Source organism: Actinomadura livida (assembly GCF_014648675.1).
Lineage (GTDB): Bacteria > Actinomycetota > Actinomycetes > Streptosporangiales > Streptosporangiaceae > Spirillospora > Spirillospora livida.
The window spans coordinates 58493-78634 of the sequence record NZ_BMRO01000003.1; the positions used below are offsets into that span (position 1 = coordinate 58493).

Annotated in this window: 21 protein-coding genes and 1 riboswitch; of the genes, 10 read left to right on the top strand and 11 right to left on the bottom strand. The window is 73.2% G+C overall.

Features of this window, described 5'->3' with window-relative positions; genetic code table 11:
- Positions 1 to 316: 316 nt before the first annotated feature.
- Positions 317 to 811: a transcriptional regulator BldD gene (gene bldD, locus IEZ03_RS06930; RefSeq protein ID WP_021597992.1), complete on the top strand. Its 495-nt coding sequence runs from the start codon at positions 317 to 319 to the stop codon at positions 809 to 811.
- Positions 812 to 879: 68 nt separating this feature from the next.
- Here the strand turns inward: bldD and IEZ03_RS06935 are convergent, their stop codons facing one another.
- From IEZ03_RS06935 to IEZ03_RS06950, 4 genes are all read right to left on the bottom strand, one after another.
- Positions 880 to 2310: an MFS transporter gene (locus IEZ03_RS06935; RefSeq protein ID WP_229808090.1), complete on the bottom strand. Its 1431-nt coding sequence runs from the start codon at positions 2308 to 2310 to the stop codon at positions 880 to 882.
- Positions 2311 to 2395: 85 nt separating this feature from the next.
- Positions 2396 to 3646: a CoA transferase gene (locus tag IEZ03_RS06940; RefSeq protein WP_184886345.1), complete on the bottom strand. Its 1251-nt coding sequence runs from the start codon at positions 3644 to 3646 to the stop codon at positions 2396 to 2398.
- Complete coding sequence (locus IEZ03_RS06945) at positions 3643 to 4728, bottom strand: Zn-dependent alcohol dehydrogenase (RefSeq protein WP_184886347.1); 1086 nt, start codon at positions 4726 to 4728, stop codon at positions 3643 to 3645. Before IEZ03_RS06945 ends, IEZ03_RS06940 begins: the two co-directional genes overlap by 4 nt.
- Positions 4729 to 4750: 22 nt before the next feature.
- Positions 4751 to 6169: an aldehyde dehydrogenase family protein gene (locus tag IEZ03_RS06950; RefSeq protein ID WP_184886349.1), complete on the bottom strand. Its 1419-nt coding sequence runs from the start codon at positions 6167 to 6169 to the stop codon at positions 4751 to 4753.
- Positions 6170 to 6287: 118 nt separating this feature from the next.
- Here IEZ03_RS06950 and IEZ03_RS06955 point away from each other — a divergent pair, with 118 nt between their 5' ends.
- A complete protein-coding gene (locus IEZ03_RS06955) occupies positions 6288 to 7001 on the top strand; it encodes a GntR family transcriptional regulator (protein ID WP_184886351.1) in 714 nt (237 codons plus the stop codon).
- Between the two features lie 550 nt (positions 7002 to 7551).
- Here the strand turns inward: IEZ03_RS06955 and IEZ03_RS06960 are convergent.
- Both IEZ03_RS06960 and IEZ03_RS06965 read right to left on the bottom strand, forming a co-directional pair.
- Entirely contained in the window at positions 7552 to 8049 is a 498-nt protein-coding gene (locus IEZ03_RS06960; RefSeq protein WP_184886353.1) for an SAV_6107 family HEPN domain-containing protein, read from the bottom strand.
- A 282-nt stretch (positions 8050 to 8331) separates the two neighbouring features.
- A complete protein-coding gene (locus tag IEZ03_RS06965) occupies positions 8332 to 9120 on the bottom strand; it encodes a L,D-transpeptidase family protein (RefSeq protein ID WP_229808091.1) in 789 nt (262 codons plus the stop codon).
- 23 nt (positions 9121 to 9143) lie between these two features.
- On the opposite strand from IEZ03_RS06965, the gene IEZ03_RS06970 reads away from it, so the two are divergent.
- The 3 genes from IEZ03_RS06970 to IEZ03_RS06980 all read left to right on the top strand — a co-directional run bounded on the left by IEZ03_RS06970 (position 9144) and on the right by IEZ03_RS06980 (position 10625).
- The gene (locus IEZ03_RS06970; RefSeq protein ID WP_184886355.1) at positions 9144 to 9608 is read left to right on the top strand and encodes a YbaK/EbsC family protein; all 465 of its coding nucleotides are present in this window, start codon (positions 9144 to 9146) and stop codon (positions 9606 to 9608) included.
- Positions 9609 to 9610: 2 nt separating this feature from the next.
- Positions 9611 to 9961, top strand: a complete 351-nt coding sequence (locus IEZ03_RS06975; protein WP_132054159.1) for an arsenate reductase family protein — start codon at positions 9611 to 9613, stop codon at positions 9959 to 9961.
- 61 nt (positions 9962 to 10022) lie between these two features.
- A complete protein-coding gene (locus IEZ03_RS06980) occupies positions 10023 to 10625 on the top strand; it encodes a GNAT family N-acetyltransferase (protein WP_184886357.1) in 603 nt (200 codons plus the stop codon).
- Here IEZ03_RS06980 and metF read toward each other — a convergent pair.
- Positions 10562 to 11497, bottom strand: a complete 936-nt coding sequence (gene metF / locus IEZ03_RS06985) for a methylenetetrahydrofolate reductase [NAD(P)H] (protein WP_184886359.1) — start codon at positions 11495 to 11497, stop codon at positions 10562 to 10564. The genes IEZ03_RS06980 and metF overlap by 64 nt on opposite strands.
- A 148-nt stretch (positions 11498 to 11645) precedes the next feature.
- Here metF and IEZ03_RS06990 point away from each other — a divergent pair, with 148 nt between their 5' ends.
- From IEZ03_RS06990 to IEZ03_RS07000, 3 genes are all read left to right on the top strand, one after another.
- Positions 11646 to 12698 (top strand): polyprenyl synthetase family protein, encoded by a 1053-nt coding sequence (locus IEZ03_RS06990; protein WP_184886361.1) that lies wholly within the window; start codon positions 11646 to 11648, stop codon positions 12696 to 12698.
- 78 nt (positions 12699 to 12776) lie between these two features.
- Positions 12777 to 14924, top strand: coding sequence for a glycoside hydrolase family 3 C-terminal domain-containing protein (locus IEZ03_RS06995; RefSeq protein WP_229808092.1), 2148 nt, complete (start codon positions 12777 to 12779; stop codon positions 14922 to 14924).
- Between the two features lie 49 nt (positions 14925 to 14973).
- Positions 14974 to 15879 carry a protein kinase domain-containing protein gene (locus IEZ03_RS07000; protein ID WP_184886363.1) on the top strand — a complete coding sequence of 302 codons (906 nt, stop codon included), beginning with the start codon at positions 14974 to 14976 and terminating at the stop codon, positions 15877 to 15879.
- A 27-nt stretch (positions 15880 to 15906) separates the two neighbouring features.
- On the opposite strand, the gene IEZ03_RS07005 is transcribed toward IEZ03_RS07000, so the two are convergent.
- The 4 genes from IEZ03_RS07005 to IEZ03_RS07020 all read right to left on the bottom strand — a co-directional run bounded on the left by IEZ03_RS07005 (position 15907) and on the right by IEZ03_RS07020 (position 18614).
- Positions 15907 to 16065: a hypothetical protein gene (locus IEZ03_RS07005; protein ID WP_184886365.1), complete on the bottom strand. Its 159-nt coding sequence runs from the start codon at positions 16063 to 16065 to the stop codon at positions 15907 to 15909.
- Between the two features lie 63 nt (positions 16066 to 16128).
- Positions 16129 to 16809 carry a thiamine phosphate synthase gene (gene thiE / locus IEZ03_RS07010; protein ID WP_229808093.1) on the bottom strand — a complete coding sequence of 227 codons (681 nt, stop codon included), beginning with the start codon at positions 16807 to 16809 and terminating at the stop codon, positions 16129 to 16131.
- Between the two features lie 136 nt (positions 16810 to 16945).
- Complete coding sequence (locus IEZ03_RS07015; protein ID WP_132052980.1) at positions 16946 to 17320, bottom strand: Rv2175c family DNA-binding protein; 375 nt, start codon at positions 17318 to 17320, stop codon at positions 16946 to 16948.
- Positions 17321 to 17396: 76 nt separating this feature from the next.
- A complete protein-coding gene (locus tag IEZ03_RS07020; protein WP_184886369.1) occupies positions 17397 to 18614 on the bottom strand; it encodes an NAD(P)/FAD-dependent oxidoreductase in 1218 nt (405 codons plus the stop codon).
- A 95-nt stretch (positions 18615 to 18709) separates the two neighbouring features.
- Positions 18710 to 18823, top strand: a riboswitch (TPP riboswitch).
- Here IEZ03_RS07020 and thiO point away from each other — a divergent pair.
- Both thiO and thiS read left to right on the top strand, forming a co-directional pair.
- Positions 18814 to 19944: a glycine oxidase ThiO gene (thiO, locus tag IEZ03_RS07025; RefSeq protein WP_184886371.1), complete on the top strand. Its 1131-nt coding sequence runs from the start codon at positions 18814 to 18816 to the stop codon at positions 19942 to 19944. It overlaps the preceding riboswitch by 10 nt.
- Positions 19941 to 20141 carry a sulfur carrier protein ThiS gene (gene thiS, locus IEZ03_RS07030; protein ID WP_184886373.1) on the top strand — a complete coding sequence of 67 codons (201 nt, stop codon included), beginning with the start codon at positions 19941 to 19943 and terminating at the stop codon, positions 20139 to 20141. The genes thiO and thiS overlap by 4 nt, the downstream gene beginning before the upstream one ends.
- Position 20142 lies beyond the last annotated feature (1 nt).

Consider the following 20142-nt stretch of genomic DNA (forward strand, 5'->3'; position numbering starts at 1 on the left):
ACCCGGACCGCTCCACGTCTTCGCAGGTGAGAGGGGTCACATTCGGTCCGCCGCCGGGCCGTCGCCCGGCCGTGCGGGCGGCCGTGCGGGCCTGCGCCCGCGCGGCCCGGGGACGATCCGGACCGTCCGCATCGTCTGCGGCGGATTCGACCGCTTTTTTCCAATCAGCTTGACCTAGGGCCTTCTCCGTTTTACCGTCACTGTCCGTAACCATCCCTGGGGACAGGCTCCTGTGGCGCGAGAGCGCACCAAATCTGTCCCCCTCCGGCGACCGCCGGGGTCCGACGACGACGAAAGTGAGCCTGGGGGCCGCACAATGCCGTCTGAATACGCTAAGGCTCTCGGCGCGCGCCTGCGCGCCATCCGCACCCAGCAGGGCCTGTCCCTGCACGGTGTGGAGGAGAAGTCACGCGGCCGCTGGAAGGCCGTCGTCGTGGGTTCGTACGAGCGGGGCGACCGCGCCGTCACCGTTCAGAAGCTGGCCGAGCTCGCCGATTTCTACGGCGTGCCGGTATCCGAGTTGCTGCCCGGCGGAGCCGCGCCGAGCCCGCTCGGGCCTACACCCAAGCTCGTGATCGATCTAGAGCGGTTGCAGCAGCTTCCGAAGGACAAGGCCGGTCCTCTCGCCCGATACGCCGCGACGATCCAGAGCCAGCGGGGCGACTACAACGGAAAGGTCCTGTCCATCCGCCAGGAAGACCTGCGTTCACTCGCGGTCATCTATGACAAGTCACCGACGGAGCTGACCGAAGAGCTCATCGGCTGGGGCGTCCTCGACCCGGAGGCGCGCCGCGCCGTCGAGTCGTTCTGATACGACCCGTTCTCCACCGCGGACGGGGCCCGGCACCGCGCCGGGCCCCGTTTCGCGTCTCAGGGCCGTCAGCGTCGCCTGCCCGCCGCCGAGGACGCCCCCGGCATGCGCACGGGTTCGAGGGTCCGCACCGCTCCCCCTCGGTGGCGTCCGCGGCGCGGGACGAGCAGGGCCAGGGGGATCACCACGACCATGACGGCGGCGCTCATCGCGAAGCCCGCGGTGTAGCCGCCCTCGCCGGGGAGCGTCACGAGGATGACCGCGCTGATCTGCGGCCCGAGCGAGGCGCCGACCGTCCGGATGAGGGTGTTGACGCCGGTGGCCACGCCCGTCTCGCTCGCGGGCACGGCGGCGACGACGAGGTTCGCGACGGCGGCGTAGGCGAAGCCCAGGCCGATGCCGCGGGCCACGCTCCCGGCGTAGAGCTGCCACATGGCGTCGTGCTGGACCGCCACGTAGCCGTAGCCGATCCCCGTCATCAGGGCGCCGGCGAACAGGACCATGCGGGACCCGACCAGCCGGTCGAGCAGGCCGGCCGTCAGCCCGGCGGCGGTCATGCCGATGCTCGCGGGCAGCTGCAGCAGCGCCGCCTGGGTCGCCGTCCCGCCGAAACCGTGGCCGGTGTCCTCCGGGAGCTGGACGAGCAGGGGGAACAGGAGCCCGCCCGCCATCAGCGAGTAGCCCGCCAGCAGGGACGCGGCGTTCGCCGTCCAGACGCCGCGGATCCGCATCAGCCTCAGGTCGATCAGCGGTTCGCGGACGCGGCCCTCCACCCGCAGCCAGGCGCAGGCGCTCACCAGCGCCAGCGCGAACAGCCCGAGGACGCCCGGGGACGTCCAGCCCCAGTTCGTCCCCTCGCCGACGGCCGTCAGCGCGGCCACCAGCCAGGCCGCGAACAGCACGGCGCCCCACCAGTCGACGCGGGCGCCCGTCCGGCGCTTCGGTTGTGGAACGATCCACCACGCGAGGACCAGTCCGGGCACGAGGCCGGCCACCGGCACCCAGAGCAGCCACCGCCATCCCAGCAGGTCGATGACCGGCCCGGCGATGCACCAGGAGACGGCCCCGCCGAGCCCCAGCATGGACGACATGAGCCCGACGGCCGAGGCCCGCCGCGCGGGCGGGATGACGTCCCTGATGATCGTGTAGGCGAGCGGGAAGACGCCGCTGCCGATGCCGCTCAGGGCGCGCCCGGCGAGCATGACCGGCACCGTCCACGCGAGGGCGGCGACGACCGTCCCGACCGTGGCGATCGCGAGGACGGCGAGCAGGACGCGGCGCGGGCCGTACAGGTCCCCCAGGCGGCCGATCACCGGCGTGGCCACGGCCGCGGAGAGGGTCATCGCGGTGAGCGCCCACGCGGCGCCCGTGGGCGTCGTGTCAAGCCCCTCCTGGATCTGCGGGAGGGCGGGAGTCACGACGGCCATGGACAGCGAGTACGCCATCACGCCGAGGAAGGCCAGCAGGGGCACCAGCCCCCGCCCCTCGCGCGCCGCCACCGTGCCCCTCCTCTTAGTTCGCCTGTCTAACAATCTCATAGGACGGCGAACAACCGGCGAACGGACCGAACTTGGCGGAGTCCGGTCAGGCCTCGCCGGCGATGCGGCGGGCGCGGAGGGCGTCTGCCTCCTCTGGCGACAGGGACAGGACGTCCCGCAGGACCTCGCCGGTGTGCTGGCCGAGGTCCGGGGCCGGGGCGGGCGGCACGGACGCTTCACCGATGCGCAGCGGAGAGCCGGGGGCGAGGTGCGCGCCGATCCCGGGCTGCTCCAGTTCGGCCATGAGGGGTTCGGCGTCCAGGCCGGCGGCCACTTCCGTGAAGTCGCGGTAGCGGGACCACAGGACCGACGTGCCCTTCAGGGCGTCCTCGACCTCCGCGCAGGTGCGGGACGCGAACCAGGGGGCGAGGACGCCGGCGAGCGTCTCGCGGTAGGCGTACCGGTCCCCGGCCCCGCGGAAGTCGGCGCCGAGCGCGCGCTCCAGGGCCGCGGTCACCTCGCCGAACCCGGTGGCGTCCACGAGGTCGCGCCAGTGGCGGGCGGTGAGGGCGACCACCATGACGCGGCCGTCGGCGGTGGCGAAGTCGCGGCCGAAGTCGCCGTACAGGCTGTTGCCGAGCCGGGGGCGCACCCCGCCGAGCTGCGCCTCGGCGAGGTAGCCGAGGTTCCCCGCCGTGGCGAGGGCGACGTCCTGCAGCGCGACGCGGATGCGCCGCCCCTCCCCCGTGCGCAGGCGGTGCCGCTCGGCCGCCAGCAGCCCGACGGCCAGGTAGAGGCCGCACGCGACGTCCCAGGCGGGGAGCGCGTGGTTGACCGGGGCGGCCTGATCGGACGGGCCCGTGATGAAGGGGAAGCCGAGGGCCGCGTTCACCGTGTAGTCGACGGCGTTGCCTCCGTCCCGGCGGCCCTGGAGCTGGACGTGGATCAGGTCGGGACGCCTCTCCCGCAGCGCCTCGTGGGTGAGGCCCTCGCGTGGCGGCGCGTTCGTGATGACGACGCCGCTCCCGGTGACGAGATCCGCGACGAGGTCGCGGCCCTCTGGAGAGCGCAGGTCGACCGTGACGGACCGCTTGCCCTTGTTGAGCCCGGCCCAGTACAGGCTCCGGCCGGACGGGGCGAGCGGACGGCGGTCGATGTCGGGGCCGCCGCCGATCTGGTCCACGCGGATCACGTCCGCGCCGAGCTGGGCGAGGGTCATCCCGCCCAGCGGCACGGCGACGAAGCTGGACAGCTCCACCACCCGCATCCCGGCGAGCGGAAGCGCCCCCGGGACCTCCTCGCTCAGTGCTTCCCGCGGGGGGACGACCCCCCACGCCCCCCGGGTCGCTTCGCTCATTTGGCGATCTCGATGAGCGACCGAGCTCCCTGCCCGGCCCGCATCCGGTCGAACGCCTCGGCGACGCCGTCGAGGCCGATGCGGTGGGTGACCAGGGTGGACAGGTCGAGCCGCCCGGCCTCCATCTCCTCGACGAGCTGCGGGACGTCCCGGTCGGGGTCGGAGGAGCCGTAGACCGAGCTGGTCAGGGTCCGGTTGAAGTGGAACAGCTCCAGGGCGTTGAAGCTCGCCGCGTCGTCGCGGGCCCCGACGCCGACGACCGTGCACCGCCCGCCGCGGCGCACCGACTGCCACGCCGTCCGGATCAGCTCGGCCTTGCCCACGCACTCGAAGGCGTGGTCGGCTCCGCGTCCCTCGGTCAGGGCACGGACCTGCTTGGCCAGCTTCGGGTCCGCTTCGAGGTAGTGCGTCGCGCCCGCCGTCCTCGCCAGTTCTTCCTTCTCGGTGCCGCGGTCCACGGCGATGATGGTCCCGGCGCCGGCGAGGCGGGCTCCCATGACGGTCGACAGGCCGATGCCGCCGAGACCGATGACGAGCACCGACTGCCCCTCGCGGACCTGCGCCGTGTTGCGCACGGCGCCGATCCCCGTCAGCACGGCGCACCCGAGCAGCGCCCCGAGGTCGAGCGGAGCGGACGCGGGCAGCGGCACCACCGAGCGTTCCGGCGCGACGAGCTCCTCGGCGAAACCGCCGACGCCCATGCACGCGTAGAGCTCGCCGCCGTCCAGCGTGGCACCGGACGAGGGGCTCACGGCACCTTCCACGGCGCTGCACAGCCACGGCTCGCCCTGCCCGCAGAACCAGCATTCGCCGCACGCCGCGGCCCAGTTCAGCACGACGTGGTCGCCGGGCCGCACCTTCGTCACGTCCGCGCCCACCTCGGCGACCTCGCCCGCGGCCTCGTGCCCGAGGACGAGCGGGAACTTCGGCGCCAGCGTCCCGTTGATCATCGACAGGTCGGAGTGGCACACCCCCGCCGCCGCCACCCGGACCCTGACGTCCCCGGGGCCGACCGGGGGCAGTTCGATGTCGCGGACCTGCGGCGGGACGTCCGGCCCTGTCGCGACGACGGCCTTGACCATGCGGTTCTCCTCGGCTGGGGGGTCAGAGCTGGATTGCCTTGAGCTCGGTGAACTCTTCGAGGCCGAAGCGGCCCATCTCGCGCCCGATCCCGGACTGCTTGTAGCCGCCGAACGGCGCCATCGGGTTGAACGCGCCGCCGTTGACGTCGATGGACCCGGTCCTCACCCGGCGGGCGAACGCGATGGCCCGGTCCTGGTCGGCCGCCCACACACCCCCCGCGAGCCCGTAGCGGGAGTTGTTCGCGATCTGGAGCGCCTCGTCCTCGTCCCGGAACGGGATGACGGACAGCACCGGACCGAAGATCTCCTCCTGCGCGACGGTCGCGTTCTGGTCGACATCGGCGAGGACGGTCGCCGCGATGTAGTGGCCGCGGTCGAAACCGTCCGGCGAAGCCGTTCCGCCGGTGACGACGCGCGCCCCCTCGGAGACGCCGGTGTCGATGAAGCCCCGCACACGGTCGAGCTGCGCCTTGGACACCAGCGGGCCCAACTTGGTGGACGCGTCGAGCGGGTCCCCCGGAGTGAAGCCCTCCGCGAAGCCCTTGGCCAGGTCGAGGGCCTGCTCGTAGTGGTCCTGGTGGACGAGCATCCGCGTCCAGGCCGTGCAGGTCTGGCCGCCGTTGAGGAACGCGTTGGAGACCCCGACCTTCACCGCGGTCTTGACGTCGGCGTCCTCCAGGATGACGTTCGCGGACTTGCCGCCCAGCTCCAGCGCCACCTTCTTGACCGTGCCCGCGGCCAGCTCGGCGACCCGGGAACCCGCCCGCACCGACCCGGTGAACGACACGAGGTCGACCTCGGGGTGGGTGGCGAGGGCCTCGCCGACGACCGGGCCGTATCCCGGGACGAGGTTGACGACGCCCGCGGGCAGCCCGGCCTCGTGGACGGCGTCCATCAGCTCGTAGGCGACCAGCGGCGCGACCTCGCTCGGCTTGATCACGATCGTGCAGCCGGCCGCGAGCGCGGGGGCGAGCTTGCAGGTGATCTGGTGCAGCGGGTAGTTCCACGGCGTGATGGCGGCGACGACTCCGGCCGGCTCGCGGACGACCAGCGAGTTGCCGACGCGCTCATCCGGCAGCCCATCGGCGATCAGCTCGGCGTACCCGGCGACGACCGCCTGCGGCAGCCGCGCCTGGATGCGGGTCGCGATGCGCATCGGCGTGCCGACCTCGCTCGCGATCGTCCGCGCGATGGCCTCCTCCCGGCTCGCCAGCGCGGCGTGGAGGCGGCGCAGGAACTCCGAACGCTCCTGCCACGACGTCGCGGCCCAGGCGGGGAACGCGGCCCTGGCGGCCCGGACGGCGCGGTCGACGTCCTCGGCGGTCCCCTCGGGCACGGTGGCGAGGGTCTCCTCGGTGGCGGGGTTCTCGACGGCGATGACCCCGGTGCCCAGCGGGCTGGTCCACGCTCCGTCGATGTAGAGGGCGTCTCGGTCGCGCACGGCGGCTCCTCGGTTCAGGCGGATTCTATAGAATATGCCATCACCGTGCCGGGGCGGGCGGCGCGGGTCCCCCCGACGATATGCTCACGTCGTTCCGGGAGACAGAGCGGGGGAGACCATGCCCGTGCTGGAGGGCAGGCACCAGCTCAGCGAGATGGTCGCCACCCACGTCCGCGAGGCCATCATGATCGGTGAGCTGCGCGCCCCGGACTACATCCGGACCGAGCACCTGGCCGCCGAGCTCGGCATCAGCGCGACCCCGGTCCGCGAGGCGCTGATGATCCTGCACAGCGAGGGCGCCGTCCGCTGGGAGCCGCGCCGCGGCTTCCGGGTGCTGCCGCTCACCGCGCGGGACGTCGCCGACCTCTTCGACGTGCAGGCCTACATCGCCGGGGAGCTGGCGGCCCGCGCCGCGGAGGCGCTGGACGACGCCGAGATCGAACGCCTCGGCCTGCTCCAGGCCCGCCTGGAGGAGGCGGCCCGCGCGCACGACGCCGAGCAGGTCGACCGCCTCAACCACGAGTTCCACCGGACGATCAACCGGTCGTCGGGCTCGTCCCGCATGACGTCCCTGCTCAGCCTGACCGTCCACTACGTGCCGCTCGGCTTCTTCGGCACCGTCGAGGGCTGGGCGGAGGCATCGGCCCACGACCACTCCGCCGTCCTGACCGCCCTCCGCACCCGCGACCCCGCCGCCGCCCGCCAGGCCATGACCGCCCACATCAGAAACGTGGGCCGCCTCCTGATAGACCACCTGACCACCCAAAACGCCCTCCCCAGCCCGAACGCCAGCCCCACCTCCCCCGCCCCACACCCGACCACCACAACCTGACCCCCCAAGCACCCCAACAGGGTCACGGCCTACGGAGAAAGACCGGACGAGGTCGGCGCGCAAGGCAGCGACGTGGCCGGTGTTGGCGGGGACGGGGTCGGCATTGACGGTGTCGACGTGATGTCGGCGCGGACGGCGCCGATGTGGACGGTATTGGCGTGGACAGGTCGGCGTGGTCGGGGTCGGTCGGGCGCAGGTGGGTGCGGGTGGGTGTGAAGGGATCGCGCCGGCGGGGCCGGCTCGGGGGGTTGCGGCCGCCGCCGGCGCGATCGTCTAGGGGGCCGGCCGTCAGCGGACCGGCTTCGGTCAAGGGCGCGCTCCCGCAGCGGTCCCGGCCACGCGCACGAGCGCGTTACCTGAGCGGTGCGGTGACGCCGGAGGCGAGCCGCACCGGGAAGATCGCGAAGCGATGGCCGAGCGAAGCTCGTCGATTGGATGGTGGTGGGCGGGGGCCGGAGGACGGTGCCGCGCTCGCGCAGGCCAGGTCACATAACGAGCCGCTAGGTGAGCGGAGTGGGCCTGACCTGCGAGAACTCTGCCGGGACTGCAATCAGCTCGCTTCGGGGACGGGGAGGGTTGGTTGGCCGGTGATGCCCAGCGTGTCTTCGACGAGGGTGACGAAGACCTCGGCGTCGTGGAGGAGTTCCTCGGCCTCGCGCGGGGTGACGGCGCGGGGCAGGCCGGCCTCGGCGGCGGCGCGTTTGTCGGCGCCGGCGGCGAAGAAGGCGGCCCACTCGCGCAGTGCGGGCTCGGCCTCGGGCAGCAGCACCCAGACGCTGCGGGGGCGGCCGCGGCGGTGGGTCTCCAGGGGTTCCTTGGACGCCAGCACCGCGGCGGCGGCGCGCAGGGCCGCCAGGTGCGCGCAGACGTAGCGGACGGCGGGCGAGGTGGCCTCGGCCGCCTCGGCGAGGCCCATGCGGGCGGCGTGCAGCTGGCCGACGGCCGTGTGCGCCGGGCGCGGCGCGGGCATCGGACGGTGGCGCGGGCTCGGCGGCGGGACGGGCTGTGCGGCCGAGTGGATTCCGCGTGCGGTCCTCGTTCCGGACATTTCTGCCTCCTTCCGGGGCTCGGGCCGGCCGGGCGGAGAGCTTCCCCTCACTCCGCCCGGCCGTCCGTCCCGCCGAAACACCGCGATCGGCGGGGACGTCGCCCTGGTGCGGGCCGCGAGTCCCGCACCACATCGAACATAAGTTCGACGCACTGACAAGTAAACCGCCCTGACGGCGATTCGTCAACGTGTTCGAACGTGTGTCGCATCCCGCAGGTCAGCGGGCATGGCAGCAGTAGAACAACGGGGTACGACAGTTCGCCGGGAGGACGCCGCGGAGCCCTAGCGAGGCCGCCTGACGTGCACCGGGACGCCGTCTCCGAGGAGGTCGGGGAAGTACTCGGCGATGTGCATCGGCATCCGGACGCAGCCGTGCGAGGCGGGGTGCTTCGGCACGCTCAGCGCGCCGTGGAAGGCGATGCCGCCGTTGAAGTAGATCGGGTTGTAGAGCCGGCCCAGGGGCGAGGTCTCCCAGCCGGTGAAGCGGCGTCCCGTCCGGAAGTCGCCGGTGCCGGTGGTGGCGTAGCGGCACCGGGGGACGGTGGCCCCGCGGTCCTTCGCGCAGTAGTACTCCCCCGAGCCCGACGAGATGTGCGAGATGAGGCGCGGCTCACCGTCCTTGTAGAGGACGAGGTACTGGCGCTTGAGGTCGACGTCCACGCGGTCCTTCTCGCGCTTCTTGGCCATCGGCCGCGGTTCCTCGGGGTCGGCCAGAGCCTCCCAGAACGACTTGCCAAAGGTGCTCTTCTGCTTCATGCGGTTGACCGCCTGGAACGCCCACACGGCCATCTCGGTGGAGGGCCCATACTTCCCGTCCACCTTGCCCGGGTCGTAGTTGAGGGCTTTGAGGCGCCGCTGGAGCTCCTCTACATCGGAGCCCTTCGCACCAGGCTTGAGCCTGCGGTGCGTGGGTGTCGGGGTAGGCGTAGGTGCAGAAGTCGTCGGTTTCGCTGACGGTGAGCTCGCCGGCGGCTGCGTCGCCGCCTCGTCCGTCCCGCTGCAGCCCGCCAGGAGGACGACGGCGGCCAGAAGCGGCGCGGTCATTCCCGTGCCGATGGGTCTCCCTCGCATGCGCTGAGCTTAAAGTGCTTCCCATGCATCCGAATGCCGAACGCGTCGCGAAGGCCCTACTCGACCGGGGCGCGACCGGGACCATCGTCGAGCTGCCCGACTCCGCGCCGACGGCGCAGGCCGCCGCGGAGCAGCTCGGCTGCGAGGTGGGGGCGATCGCCAACAGCCTGGTGTTCGACGCCGACGGGGCGCCGCTGCTGGTGCTCACGAGCGGCGCGCACCGGGTCGACACGGCGAAGGTCGCGGCGCTGGTGGGGGCGGAGAAGGTGAAGCGGGCGTCGCCGGAGTTCGTGCGGGACGCGACGGGCCAGCCGATCGGGGGCGTCGCGCCGCTGGGCCACCCGGAGCCGGTCCGGACCCTCGTGGACGTCTGGCTCGACAGGTACGACCAGGTCTGGGCGGCGGGCGGGCACCCGCACACCGTCTTCCCGACGACGTACGAGGAACTGCTGAGGATCACCGGGGGCACCCCGGCGGAGGTGGAGTGATCATGGAGATCTGGCACAACCCGCGCTGCTCGAAGAGCCGGGCCGCGAAGGCCGCGCTGGACGAGGCGGGCGTGGCCTACACCGAGCGCCGCTACCTGGACGAGCCGCCCACGGCGGAGGAGTTCGACGCGGTGCTCACCGGGATCGGCGCGGAGCCGTGGGACGTGGCGCGCCTCAACGAGCCGGTCGCCAAGGAACTGGGGCTGAAGGACCTGGAACGGGACCGTGCCCGCTGGATCGAGATCATGGTCGCGAACCCGGTGCTGATCCAGCGGCCGATCGTCGTGACCGGCGAGGGCGCGGTCGTGGCCCGCGACGAGGAGTCGGTCCGCAAGGCCGTCGGCGGCGGGTGACCTCCCGGCGATCGCCTTTCCGGGACCCGGCGGGGCGTCCCGCGGGTCTAGTCTCTGTCGCGTGAGGGACGCGAAGCTGCGCGAGATCGACGAACGCGCCTTCCTACGCAGGCTCGACCCGATGCTGGACGTGTACGCGGCCGCGATGGAGCCGCCGAACGAGCAGCTTCCGGGCCGCCACACCATCATGGAACGGCACGCGTCGTACGCGGGTTTCCGGGCGTTCGTGGTCGAGCGGCGTAGCGCGCTGCCCGTCCTGCCGGGGCCGGTCCAGGGGTTCGCGTACGGATTCCACGGGACGCGCGGCCAGTGGTGGCACGACGTCGTCTTCCAGGCGCTGAGCGACCGGGAGGGGCCCGAACACGCCGAGGCGTGGCTGGACGACACGTTCGAGGTGGCGGAGCTGCACGTCCGCCCGGAGTTCCAGGGCCGGGGCCTCGGGCGGAGCCTGCTGAGCGCGCTGTGCGAGGGGCGGCCGGAACGGACCGTCGTGCTGTCGACGCTGGACAGGCGGCCGGACACCCCGGCCCGCTCCCTCTACCGCTCGGTCGGCATGACCGACCTGCTGACCGATTTCGAGTTCCCCGGCGGCGGCCCCCGCTACGCGGTCATGGGCGGGGCGCTGCCCCTGCCGCCGTACGAGGCGGCGTCGAGCAGGCCGTAGACCTCGCGCGTCGCCGTCGACTTGTTGAACGTGATGAAGTGGATGCCGGGCGCGTCCTGCTCGAGCAGTTCGCGGCACAGCTCGGCGGCGTGCTCGATGCCGAGCCGGCGCACCGCCTCGGGGTCGTCGGCGACGGTCTCGAAGCGGGCCCTGACCTCGGGCGGGAACGGCGCTCCCGACAGCTGCTCGGAGCGCTCGATCGTGCTCATCTGGGTGACCGGCATGATGCCCGGCAGGATCGGCACGTCGCAGCCCGAGGCCTGGACGCGGTCGCGGAGCCGGAAGTAGTCCTCCGCGCGGAAGAACATCTGGGTGATGGCGTAGTCGGCTCCGGCGCGGCACTTCTCGATGAAGTAGCGGGTGTCGCTCTCGATGTCGGGCGAGCGCGGGTGCTTGTAGGGGAACGCGGCGACGCCGACGCAGAAGTCGCCGTAGGAGCGGATCATCCGGACGAGGTCGGCGGCGTACTCGACGCCGTCGGGGTGCTTGACCCACTCCCCCATCGGGTCGCCGGGCGGGTCGCCGCGCAGCGCGAGGACGTTGCGCACGCCGGCGGCGGCGAACCGGCCGATGAGGTTCCGCAGCTCGGCCTGGGAGTGGTTGACGGCGGTGAAGTGCGCGACGGGCGTGAGGGTGGTGTCGGTGGCGATGCGCTCGACGATGTCGACGGTCTTGTCGCGGGTGCCGCCGCCCGCCCCGTAGGTCACGGACACGAACGTCGGCTGCAGGGACTCGAGCTCGCGGACCGCGCGCCAGAGGTTCAGCGCGCCTTTGTCGGTCTTGGGCGGGAAGAACTCGAACGAGAAGGACCTGCCCCCCGAGGCCAGCAGCTCTCGGACGGTGGGGGGCCGGTCTGGGCGCAGGCGTCGCATTCTCCAACCCTACAGAAGCCCCCGCGGACGTCGAGAGGGGTGACGCTCGGCACACTGCGTAGTCGTTATGTCCCTATTTCCGCCGATCTAGAGTCTTCTCACTTCCCTGGCGGACGGTTGAATCTTCCCAGGTGGATACGATCTCGGCATGTCGACCAGCCGTATCCGCAAGGAGGTCGACGAGGCGCTCCTGGGCTTCGTCGACCGGCAGCGCCCGGCCCTGCTGACCATCAGTGACGACCTCGCGCCCATGCTGTCCGCCCTGGACGCCCTCCTCGGCGGCGGCAAGCGGCTCCGTCCCGCGTTCTGCTACTGGGGGTGGCGGGCGGCGGGCGGTGCGGACGGCGGCGGCATCGTGGCCGCGGCCGCGTCCCTGGAGCTGCTGCAGGCGAGCGCGCTGATCCACGACGACGTCATGGACTCCAGCGACACCCGGCGCGGCCAGCCGTCCGTCCACCGCCGGTTCGAGGCGCTGCACCACGCGCAGGAGTGGCCGGGCGACGCCGAGGCGTTCGGCTCCGGCACCGCCATCCTGCTGGGCGACCTGTGCCTGGCCTGGTCGGGCGAGATGTTCGAGACCTGCGGGCTGGACGACGGCAGCCGGCGGCGCGGCCGCGCCGTCTACGACCTGATGCGCACCGAGGTCATGTGCGGCCAGTACCTCGACATGCTGGAGGGCACCCGCGGCGAGGCGACCGTCGCCACGGCGCTGCGGGTGGTGGAGTACAAGAGCGCCAAGTACACGATCGAGCGGCCGCTGCACCTCGGCGCCGAGCTCGCCGGCGCCCGCCCGGACGTGACCGCCGCGCTCACCGGCTACGGCCTGCCGCTCGGCATCGCCTTCCAGCTCCGCGACGACGTCCTCGGCGTGTTCGGCGACCCCGCCGAGACCGGCAAGCCCGCGGGCGACGACCTGCGCGAGGGCAAGCGGACCGTCCTCGTCGCGCTCTCGCTGGAGCACGCGTCCGCGGCGCAGGCCGCGGCGCTGCGGCGCCGCCTCGGCGACCCGGAGCTCGACGCCGCGGGGGTGAACGAGCTGCGCTCGATCATCGAGGAGACCGGCGGGCTCGCCGCCTGCGAGGAGATGATCGAGCGCTACCAGGCCGAGGCTGAGCGGGCCCTGGCGGCCGCGCCGATCGACCAGGAGGCGCACCGGGCGCTGTCGGAACTCGCGGTGGCGGCGACCACCCGGAGCACGTGACGTCCCATATGACACGATCCGGTCAAATTTCCCCGGCGCACTAGAACTTTCCCACTGATTGGTGGCACAAATGTCGCCATGTGGATGCGGGTGGGCAGATGGCTGCCGGCCGCGGGCGCGCTGGCGTCCGTGCTGGCACTCGCGGCGGTGTCGGTTCCGGGCCAGGCGCGCGCCGAGGCGGGGCGGTGCGGCGACCCGGCGGAGCGGCCGTGGTGCGACCCGTCGCTCACCCCGGACCGGCGGACGGACCTGCTGCTGCCGCGGATGACCGCCGACGAGAAGATCGCGATGCTGGCCGCCGACGACCCGTTCGGCGGCCCGCTCGGCGGATACTTCGAGACCGCGCACGCCGACACCAACGACGGGATCGAGCGGCTCGGCATCCCGCCCGTCTACATGGCCGACGGGCCGGCGGGCGTCCGGCAGGGCAAGGCGACGGCGCTGCCCGCGCCGATCGCGCTCGCGGCGGGCTTCGACCGGGACACCGCGGCGCTGTACGGCCGGACGGTGGCGTGGGAGGCCAGGCACCGCGGCAACGACGTCGTCTTCGGCCCGACCGTGGACGTCCTGCGCACCCCCCGCAACGGCCGGACGTTCGAGGGCTTCGGCGAGGACCCGCACCTGTCGGCGACGCTCGGGGTGCCCTGGATCGAGGCCGCGCAGTCCCAGGGCGTGATGACGGCGGTCAAGCACATGGCCGTCTACACCCAGGAGACCGACCGGCTGACGCTCGGCATGACCGTGGATCCGCGCACCCTGCGGGAGATCTACCTGCCGCCGTTCGAGGCCGCCGTGAAGCAGGGCGGCGCGGCGACCGTCATGTGCGGGTTCGGCAGGCTGAACGGCCGGTGGGCGTGCGAGGACGGCGCCGTCCTCAACGACGTCCTGCGGTCGGAGTGGGGCTTCCAGGGGTACGTGGCCTCCGACCACTTCGCCCCGAAGGACGCCGGCGACGCGGCCAACGGCGGGCTCGACATGGAACTGCCGGTCGGCCTCAGGTACAACGCGTTCATGCTGAAGATGGCCGTCTCGCAGGGGAAGGTCACGCAGGCGACCGTCGACGGGCATGTCCGCAACATCCTGCGGACGATGTTCCGGTTCGGCCTGTTCGACCGGCAGGCGTACCCGAACGACCTCACCGGCATCGACCGGACGGCGAGCGAGACGGCCGCCAGGAAGATCGAGGAGTCCGGGATCACGCTGCTGAAGAACGACGGCGTCCTGCCGCTGGAGGCGCCCGGGTCGATCGCGCTGATCGGGCGGGCCGCGCAGGAGAGCCCGAGCGGCCACGGCTCGGCGCAGGTCGTCCCGTTCACCACGGTGAGCGCTCAGCAGGGCATCGCGCGCCGCGCAGGGGCCGGCACGCGGCTGTCCCACACCAACGGGGACGACCACGCCGAGGCCGCGACCCTGGCCAGGCAGGCGGACGTGGCGATCGTGTTCGCCACCGACAGCCAGGGCGAGTTCTTCGACAAGTCCTGCCTCACGCTGCAGTGCGGCGAACCCCTGCGGGGTGACCAGGACGCGCTCATCACCGAGGTCGCCAAGGCCAACCCGAACACCATCGTCGTGCTGAACACGGGCGGCCCTGTGCTCACTCCTTGGGCCGGGCAGGTGAAGGGCATCGTCGAAGCCTGGTATCCGGGCCAGGAGGCTGGGAACGCTCTGGCCCGGGTCCTGTACGGGGACGTGGACCCAGGCGGACGGCTCCCCGTGACGTTCCCCGTCAACGAGAACGACGCGCCGACATCGGGGAACCCTGCGCAGTACCCGGGCACCAACCAGAACGTCATGTTCTCCGAGGGCGTCATGGTCGGCTACCGGCACTACGACTCGAACGGCATCACGCCGCGCTTCCCGTTCGGGCACGGGCTGTCCTACACGACGTTCCGCTACAGCAACCTTGTGGCCGACACCGACTCCGCCAGGGTGACGGTGACGAACACGGGGTCGCGCAAGGGCATCGCCGTGCCGCAGTTGTACATCGGCATGCCGTCGCCGGGTGTGGACGTCCCGCAGCCACCGAAGCAGCTCAAGGGCTTCATGAAGGTCACGCTCGCGCCAGGCGAGAGCGCGCAGGTGGCGTTCCCGTTGTCCTCGCGCTCGTTCGCGTACTGGAACGAAGGCGCGAAGGCGTGGAAGGTCGCGGACGGCTGCTACCGGGTCATGGTCGGCTCCTCCTCACGGGAGATCACCGAGACGGCGACGCTCGGAACGTGCCGGTAAGCGGAAAGATCGCCGTTCCACTGCCCTACCCACCGGTTACGCGGTACAAATGAGGAAATCTTCGTCCGTCCCCGCCGAGCCGGAGTCCCCTGTGCCGCACGACACCTCCCGCGGGAGGACGAGTCCTCGTCCCGCCCTCCCCACCGCCGTCCGGACCGGACGCGCGGGCCAGGCGCACACCGGCCAGGGGCACGGGGGCCAGGCGCACACCGGCCGCTCCGGCCGGCCGGGCAAGGCGCGTCCCGCCCACCCCGGGCAGGGCCACCCGCCCGTCACCAAGGACGCCATGGACGACGCCGAGGCCCCCCGGCTCCGGCACGTCGTCGGCGCGGACGCCGAGGGCCCCCGCCTCCAGGACGTCGTCGACGAGGACGGGCCCCTGCCCGCGAAGCACCTGCACAGGGTGGCGCTGCGGACGGCCGCCGCGCTCGCCGCGATCCACCGCGCCGGGACCGTGCACGGCGACTTCAGGCCCGCCAACGTGCTGCTCGGCCCGGACGGCGCCAAGGTCGTCGACTTCGGGATCGTGCGCACCGCCGGCGAGGCCGCGGACGGAGCGGCCGGGACGCCCGCCTACATGGCGCCCGAGCAGATCGAGGACGAGCCCGTCGGCCGCCCCGCGGACGTGTTCGCCTGGGGCGCGACGGTGGTGTTCGCCGCGACCGGGCGCCCGCCGTTCGGCACCGGGCCCGCGCCGGAGGTCATGCGGCGCGTCACCTCCCGCCGGCCCGACCTCGGCGACATGACGGGCCCGCTCCGCGACCTCGCGGCGCGCTGCCTGGACAAGAACCCCGCCGCCCGGCCGACCGCGCCGCAGGTCGTCCGGGCGCTGCGCGAAGGGCAGGGACCGATGCCGAAACCGCGGCCCACCCGGATCCCGCGCTACCGCTGGCGCATGATGGTCGCGCTCGCGGCCGTGGTCATCTGCGGCTTCGTGCTCGGCATGCTCTTCTGAGCGGACGGCGGCCCGCCCCGGGGCGGATCACCAGTGCGGGGGACGGTCCTCCAGCAGGCGCGAGTCGTCGTCGGCGCCGCGCCACTCGCCCCATCCGAGGTCGGTGTCGTCCGACGTCTGGTCGGGCAGGATCTCCAGCTCGTCGTCCAGTTCCACGGGCCGGTCGTCGTCGGGTCCCACGCTCATGATCCCCATTGTGGGCGATCGGGCCGGTGCTCCGCACCGTGATCCCGGTCAAGGTGATCGAGGTCAAGCCCCGGCGGCGCCGCGCAGCCGGCGGGCGAACTCGGCGGCGGCGGCGCCCGGGTCGGCCGCTTCGGTGATCGCCCGCACCACCACGACGCGGCTCGCGCCCGCCGCCGTCACCTCGCCGAGGTTCCCGAGGTCGATCCCGCCGATGGCGAACCACGGCCGCGGCACGCGCTGCGCCGCGACGTACTCCAGCAGCTTGGGGCCGGGGGCGGCGCGGCCGGGCTTGGTCGGCGTCGGCCACACCGGGCCGGCGCAGAGGTAGTCGACGCCGGGCTCGGCCGCGGCCGCGGACGCCTGCTCGCCGGAGTGCGTGGACCGGCCGATCAGCATGTCCCCGCCGACGATCTCGCGGGCGGCGGGGACGGGCAGGTCGCCCTGGCCGAGATGCAGGACGTCGGCGCGGACGGCGTGCGCCACGTCGGCCCGGTCGTTCACCGCGAGCAGCGCGCCGTGCCGGTCGCAGGCCGCCCGGAAGACCTCCAGGTACTCCATCTCCCGCCGCGCCTCCAGGCCCTTCTGGCGCAGCTGGACGATGTCGACCCCGCCCGCCAGCACGGCGTCCAGGAAGGCCGGCAGGTCGCCCTGGCGCTCTCGCGCGTCCGTGCAGAGGTACACGCGGGCCCGGCCGAGCCGGGCGCGCAGGCCGACGGCGCGTTCGGAGGGGAGGTGCCTGGACACGGCGGACATCGTTCCTTTCGGTGGGCGAGCGCGGCATGGGCGACCGCGGGGCCGCGCGGCGGTCGTCTCCCGTCCGGCGCGCCCCCGCGATCGTGTCACGTGCGCTGCGGGCCCCGGGTTCCGGGGCCGGAGGGCCCTAGAAGGCCAGGGCCTGGGCTCGGCGGCGGACCTCGGTCCCCCGGTTCTCGGTGAGCGCCTCCACGGGCGTCCCGGGGAGCGTGTCGTCGGCGGTGAACAGCCAGCGGATCGTCTCCGCCTCGTCGTACCCCGCGTCGGACAGGAGCGTCAGGGTGCCCGGCAGCCCCTTGATGACCTGACCGTCCTTGATGAAGGCCGCGGGCACCATCGGATTGCCGTCCCGGCGCACCGCGAGGAGCCGGTGCTCGCTGATGAGCTGCTTGATGCGGTTGGGCTTGATCCCGAGTCTTTCGGCGGCCTCTCTCAGGGAGAGCCATTCCCCCGCGAGGGCGTCGGTCCGGGGGTCGAGTGCGCTTTCAACGGTTGCGTGCATCTGCGTCACGCCCCCTTGCTACCACTCCTCCGGATTCGTCAAACCCCCTGCACACGTAACGTCCGGGCGGCGATCGCTATGGGCGAACGGCCTGCCGGACCGGTACCTCGGGGTCGGCGACGGCGTCCGGATCCACGGGCGTCCCGGCGGCGATGATCCGCCGCGCCTGGACCAGATCGCGGGGCCGGTCCACGGTGAGGATCGCGTCGAGCCGGTCGCCGGTCAGCCACACCACCGCCCATTTGCGGCCGGACGGGTCGCCCCGGTGCACGAGCCGCTCGGACGCCGCGTGGCTGCCCGCGTACTGCACCATGCGCCCGAACTGCTCGGACCAGAAGTACGGGGCCGCGTCGTAGGCGGCGTCCTGGCCGAGGAGGGCCGCGGCGGCGACGTCGGGCGCGTTGAGCGCGGTGTCCCAGTGCTCGACGAGGAGCCGCCGGCCGTACCGTCCCGACCACCAGGCGGCGCAGTCGCCGACCGCCACGACGTCCGGCCGCGCCGAGCCGGGCTCCTCCTCGCCCTGGTGGGCGCGGAACGCGGCGTCGGTGACGACCCCGCGCTCCAGCAGGAGCCCCGAGCCCTCCAGCCAGGACAGGTCGGGCCGGACGCCGATGCCGGCGACCACGACGTCGGCGGGGATCTCCTCACCGCCCGCGAGCAGGACGCCGCCGTCCCGCACCTCCGCGACCTTCACCCCGGTGCGCAGCTCGACGCCCGCCTCGGCGTACCAGGGCGCGGTGAGCGCGCCCACCTCCGGGCCGATCGCGTTCGCGAGCGGGGTGTCGGCGGCCTCGACGACCGTCACGGCGCAGCTCCTGGCGGCGGCGGTGGTGGCGACCTCGGCGCCGATCCAGCCCGCCCCGATGATGACGATCCGCGCGCCGCCGCTGAGCCGGGACCGCAGGTCGCGTGCGTCGTCGATGGTGCGCAGGACGTGCTGGCGCCCGTCCCCCGGCAGTGTGACCGGCGCCGCGCCGGTCGCGATGACCAGCCCGTCGAACGGGAGGTCCCCGGCGGTGGACGCGACGACGCCGCCGCGCCCCGGCTCGGCCAGGCGGAGCCCGGTGGCGCGCTCGCCGAGGAGCAGGTCGCAGCGGAGGGAGTCCCAGTCGGCGTCGACCGTCGTGTCGTCGGACTCGCCCGCGAGGACGGCCTTCGACAGCGGCGGCCGGTCGTAGGGCAGGTGCCGCTCCGCCGACACGAGCGTCAGCGCGCCCTCGTACCCTTTGCTCCGCAGGGCCTCCACGGCGCGCACGCCGGCCAGCCCTCCACCCACGACGATGACCCTCTGCATGGGGTCACCCTAACCGGCGGGCCTGCGACGTCTTGGACTGGTGTCCAGACAGTTGAACATGTCACCGGGGTCGTACAGTGGAAACCACGTAAAACGACACAGAGCGCGGGAGTCCGGTACGACCGGGCTGAGAGGGCGGCTGAACGGGCCGCCGACCGCCAGGACCTGATCCGGATCATGCCGGCGAAGGGAGCGCGCAGTGGAGATCGTGATCATAGGGGCGGGCGTCGTCGGCCTGGCCACCGGGTGGCGGGCGGCCGCGGCCGGCGCCGCCGTCACCCTGGTCGACCCCGACCCCGGCGGCGGGGCGTCGTCGGTGGCCGCGGGCATGCTCACGCCCGTCAGCGAAGTGACCTACGGCGAGGAGCCCCTGCTGCGGCTGGGCCTCGCCTCCCGCGACCGCTACGGGGCGTTCGTCGCGGAACTGGAGGAACTCACCGGCCTGGAGACCGCCTACCGCACGGACGGGATCCTCCAGGTCGCGTTCGACTCCGACGACCTGACCTACCTGGACGACCTGCGCCGCTTCCAGGAGAGCCTCGGCATCGCCGCCGAGGCCCTGACCGGGCGGGAGTGCCGGAAGGCGGAGCCGATGCTCGCGCCCGGCGTCCGCGGCGGCCTGCTCGCCCCGGAGGACGGCTCGATCGACCCGCGCCGGCTGACCGCGGCGCTGCTGACGGCGGCCGAGAAGGCGGGCGCGCGGCTGGTCCGGCGGCGGGCGGCCGGCGTCGCCGTCGAGAACGACGCGGCGGCCGGGGTGCGGCTGGACGACGGGACCGTGGTCCGCGCCGACCGGGTCCTGCTCGCGGCCGGCCCGTGGTCGGGCGACCTCGCCGGACTGCCCCCGGGGGCCGTCCCGCCCGTCCGCCCGGTGAAGGGCCAGGTGATGCGGCTCCGCACCCGCGTGCCGTTCCTGACGCGCGCCACGCGCGGGCTGGTGAAGGGCTCGTCGGTCTACCTGGTGCCGCGCGCGGACGGGGAGATCGTCCTCGGCGCCACCCAGGAGGAGCTGGGCTTCGACACGCGCGTGACCGCCGGGGGCCTGTGGGAGCTGCTGCGGGACGCCCGCGAGCTGCTGCCCGGCATCACCGAGCTGGAGTTCGCCGAGGTGTCGGCGGGCCTGCGCCCCGGCTCCCCCGACAACGCGCCGGTGATGGGGCCGTCCGCGCTGCCCGGCCTCTTCGTCGGCACCGGGCATTTCCGCAACGGCGTCCTGCTCACTCCGGTGTCCGCCGACATCCTGTCCGCGATGCTGCTGGACGGGCCCGTCCCCGACGTGGCCGGGCACTTCTCCCCCGACCGATTCTCCGCCGAGGTGCACTCCCGATGAAGGTGTTCGTCAATGGTGAGCCGCGCGACGTGCCCGAGGGCACGAGCGTGGCCGAGGTCGTCGCGTCCGTCACCGCGGCCGTGACCGGCGTGGCCGCCGCGCTGAACGACGAGGTCGTCCGCCGCTCCTCCTGGGAGACGACGGCGCTCGCGCACGCCGACCGGATCGAGGTTCTGACCGCTGTACAGGGGGGTTGAG

Bases quoted from the DNA above. Each gene is read 5' to 3' on its own strand.
- IEZ03_RS06995 (WP_229808092.1), top strand. From the start codon at position 12,777: ATGTGGATGCGGGTGGGCAGATGGCTGCCGGCCGCGGGCGCGCTGGCG.
- IEZ03_RS06955 (WP_184886351.1), top strand. From the start codon at position 6,288: ATGCCCGTGCTGGAGGGCAGGCACCAGCTCAGCGAGATGGTCGCCACC.
- IEZ03_RS06965 (WP_229808091.1), bottom strand. From the start codon at position 9,120: ATGCGAGGGAGACCCATCGGCACGGGAATGACCGCGCCGCTTCTGGCC.
- bldD (WP_021597992.1), top strand. From the start codon at position 317: ATGCCGTCTGAATACGCTAAGGCTCTCGGCGCGCGCCTGCGCGCCATC.
- IEZ03_RS07000 (WP_184886363.1), top strand. From the start codon at position 14,974: ATGAGGAAATCTTCGTCCGTCCCCGCCGAGCCGGAGTCCCCTGTGCCG.
- IEZ03_RS06990 (WP_184886361.1), top strand. From the start codon at position 11,646: ATGTCGACCAGCCGTATCCGCAAGGAGGTCGACGAGGCGCTCCTGGGC.
- thiS (WP_184886373.1), top strand. From the start codon at position 19,941: ATGAAGGTGTTCGTCAATGGTGAGCCGCGCGACGTGCCCGAGGGCACG.
- IEZ03_RS06945 (WP_184886347.1), bottom strand. From the start codon at position 4,728: ATGGTCAAGGCCGTCGTCGCGACAGGGCCGGACGTCCCGCCGCAGGTC.
- IEZ03_RS07005 (WP_184886365.1), bottom strand. From the start codon at position 16,065: ATGAGCGTGGGACCCGACGACGACCGGCCCGTGGAACTGGACGACGAG.
- IEZ03_RS07020 (WP_184886369.1), bottom strand. From the start codon at position 18,614: ATGCAGAGGGTCATCGTCGTGGGTGGAGGGCTGGCCGGCGTGCGCGCC.
- IEZ03_RS06960 (WP_184886353.1), bottom strand. From the start codon at position 8,049: ATGTCCGGAACGAGGACCGCACGCGGAATCCACTCGGCCGCACAGCCC.
- IEZ03_RS07015 (WP_132052980.1), bottom strand. From the start codon at position 17,320: ATGCACGCAACCGTTGAAAGCGCACTCGACCCCCGGACCGACGCCCTC.
- IEZ03_RS06970 (WP_184886355.1), top strand. From the start codon at position 9,144: ATGCATCCGAATGCCGAACGCGTCGCGAAGGCCCTACTCGACCGGGGC.
- IEZ03_RS06975 (WP_132054159.1), top strand. From the start codon at position 9,611: ATGGAGATCTGGCACAACCCGCGCTGCTCGAAGAGCCGGGCCGCGAAG.
- IEZ03_RS06940 (WP_184886345.1), bottom strand. From the start codon at position 3,646: ATGAGCGAAGCGACCCGGGGGGCGTGGGGGGTCGTCCCCCCGCGGGAA.
- metF (WP_184886359.1), bottom strand. From the start codon at position 11,497: ATGCGACGCCTGCGCCCAGACCGGCCCCCCACCGTCCGAGAGCTGCTG.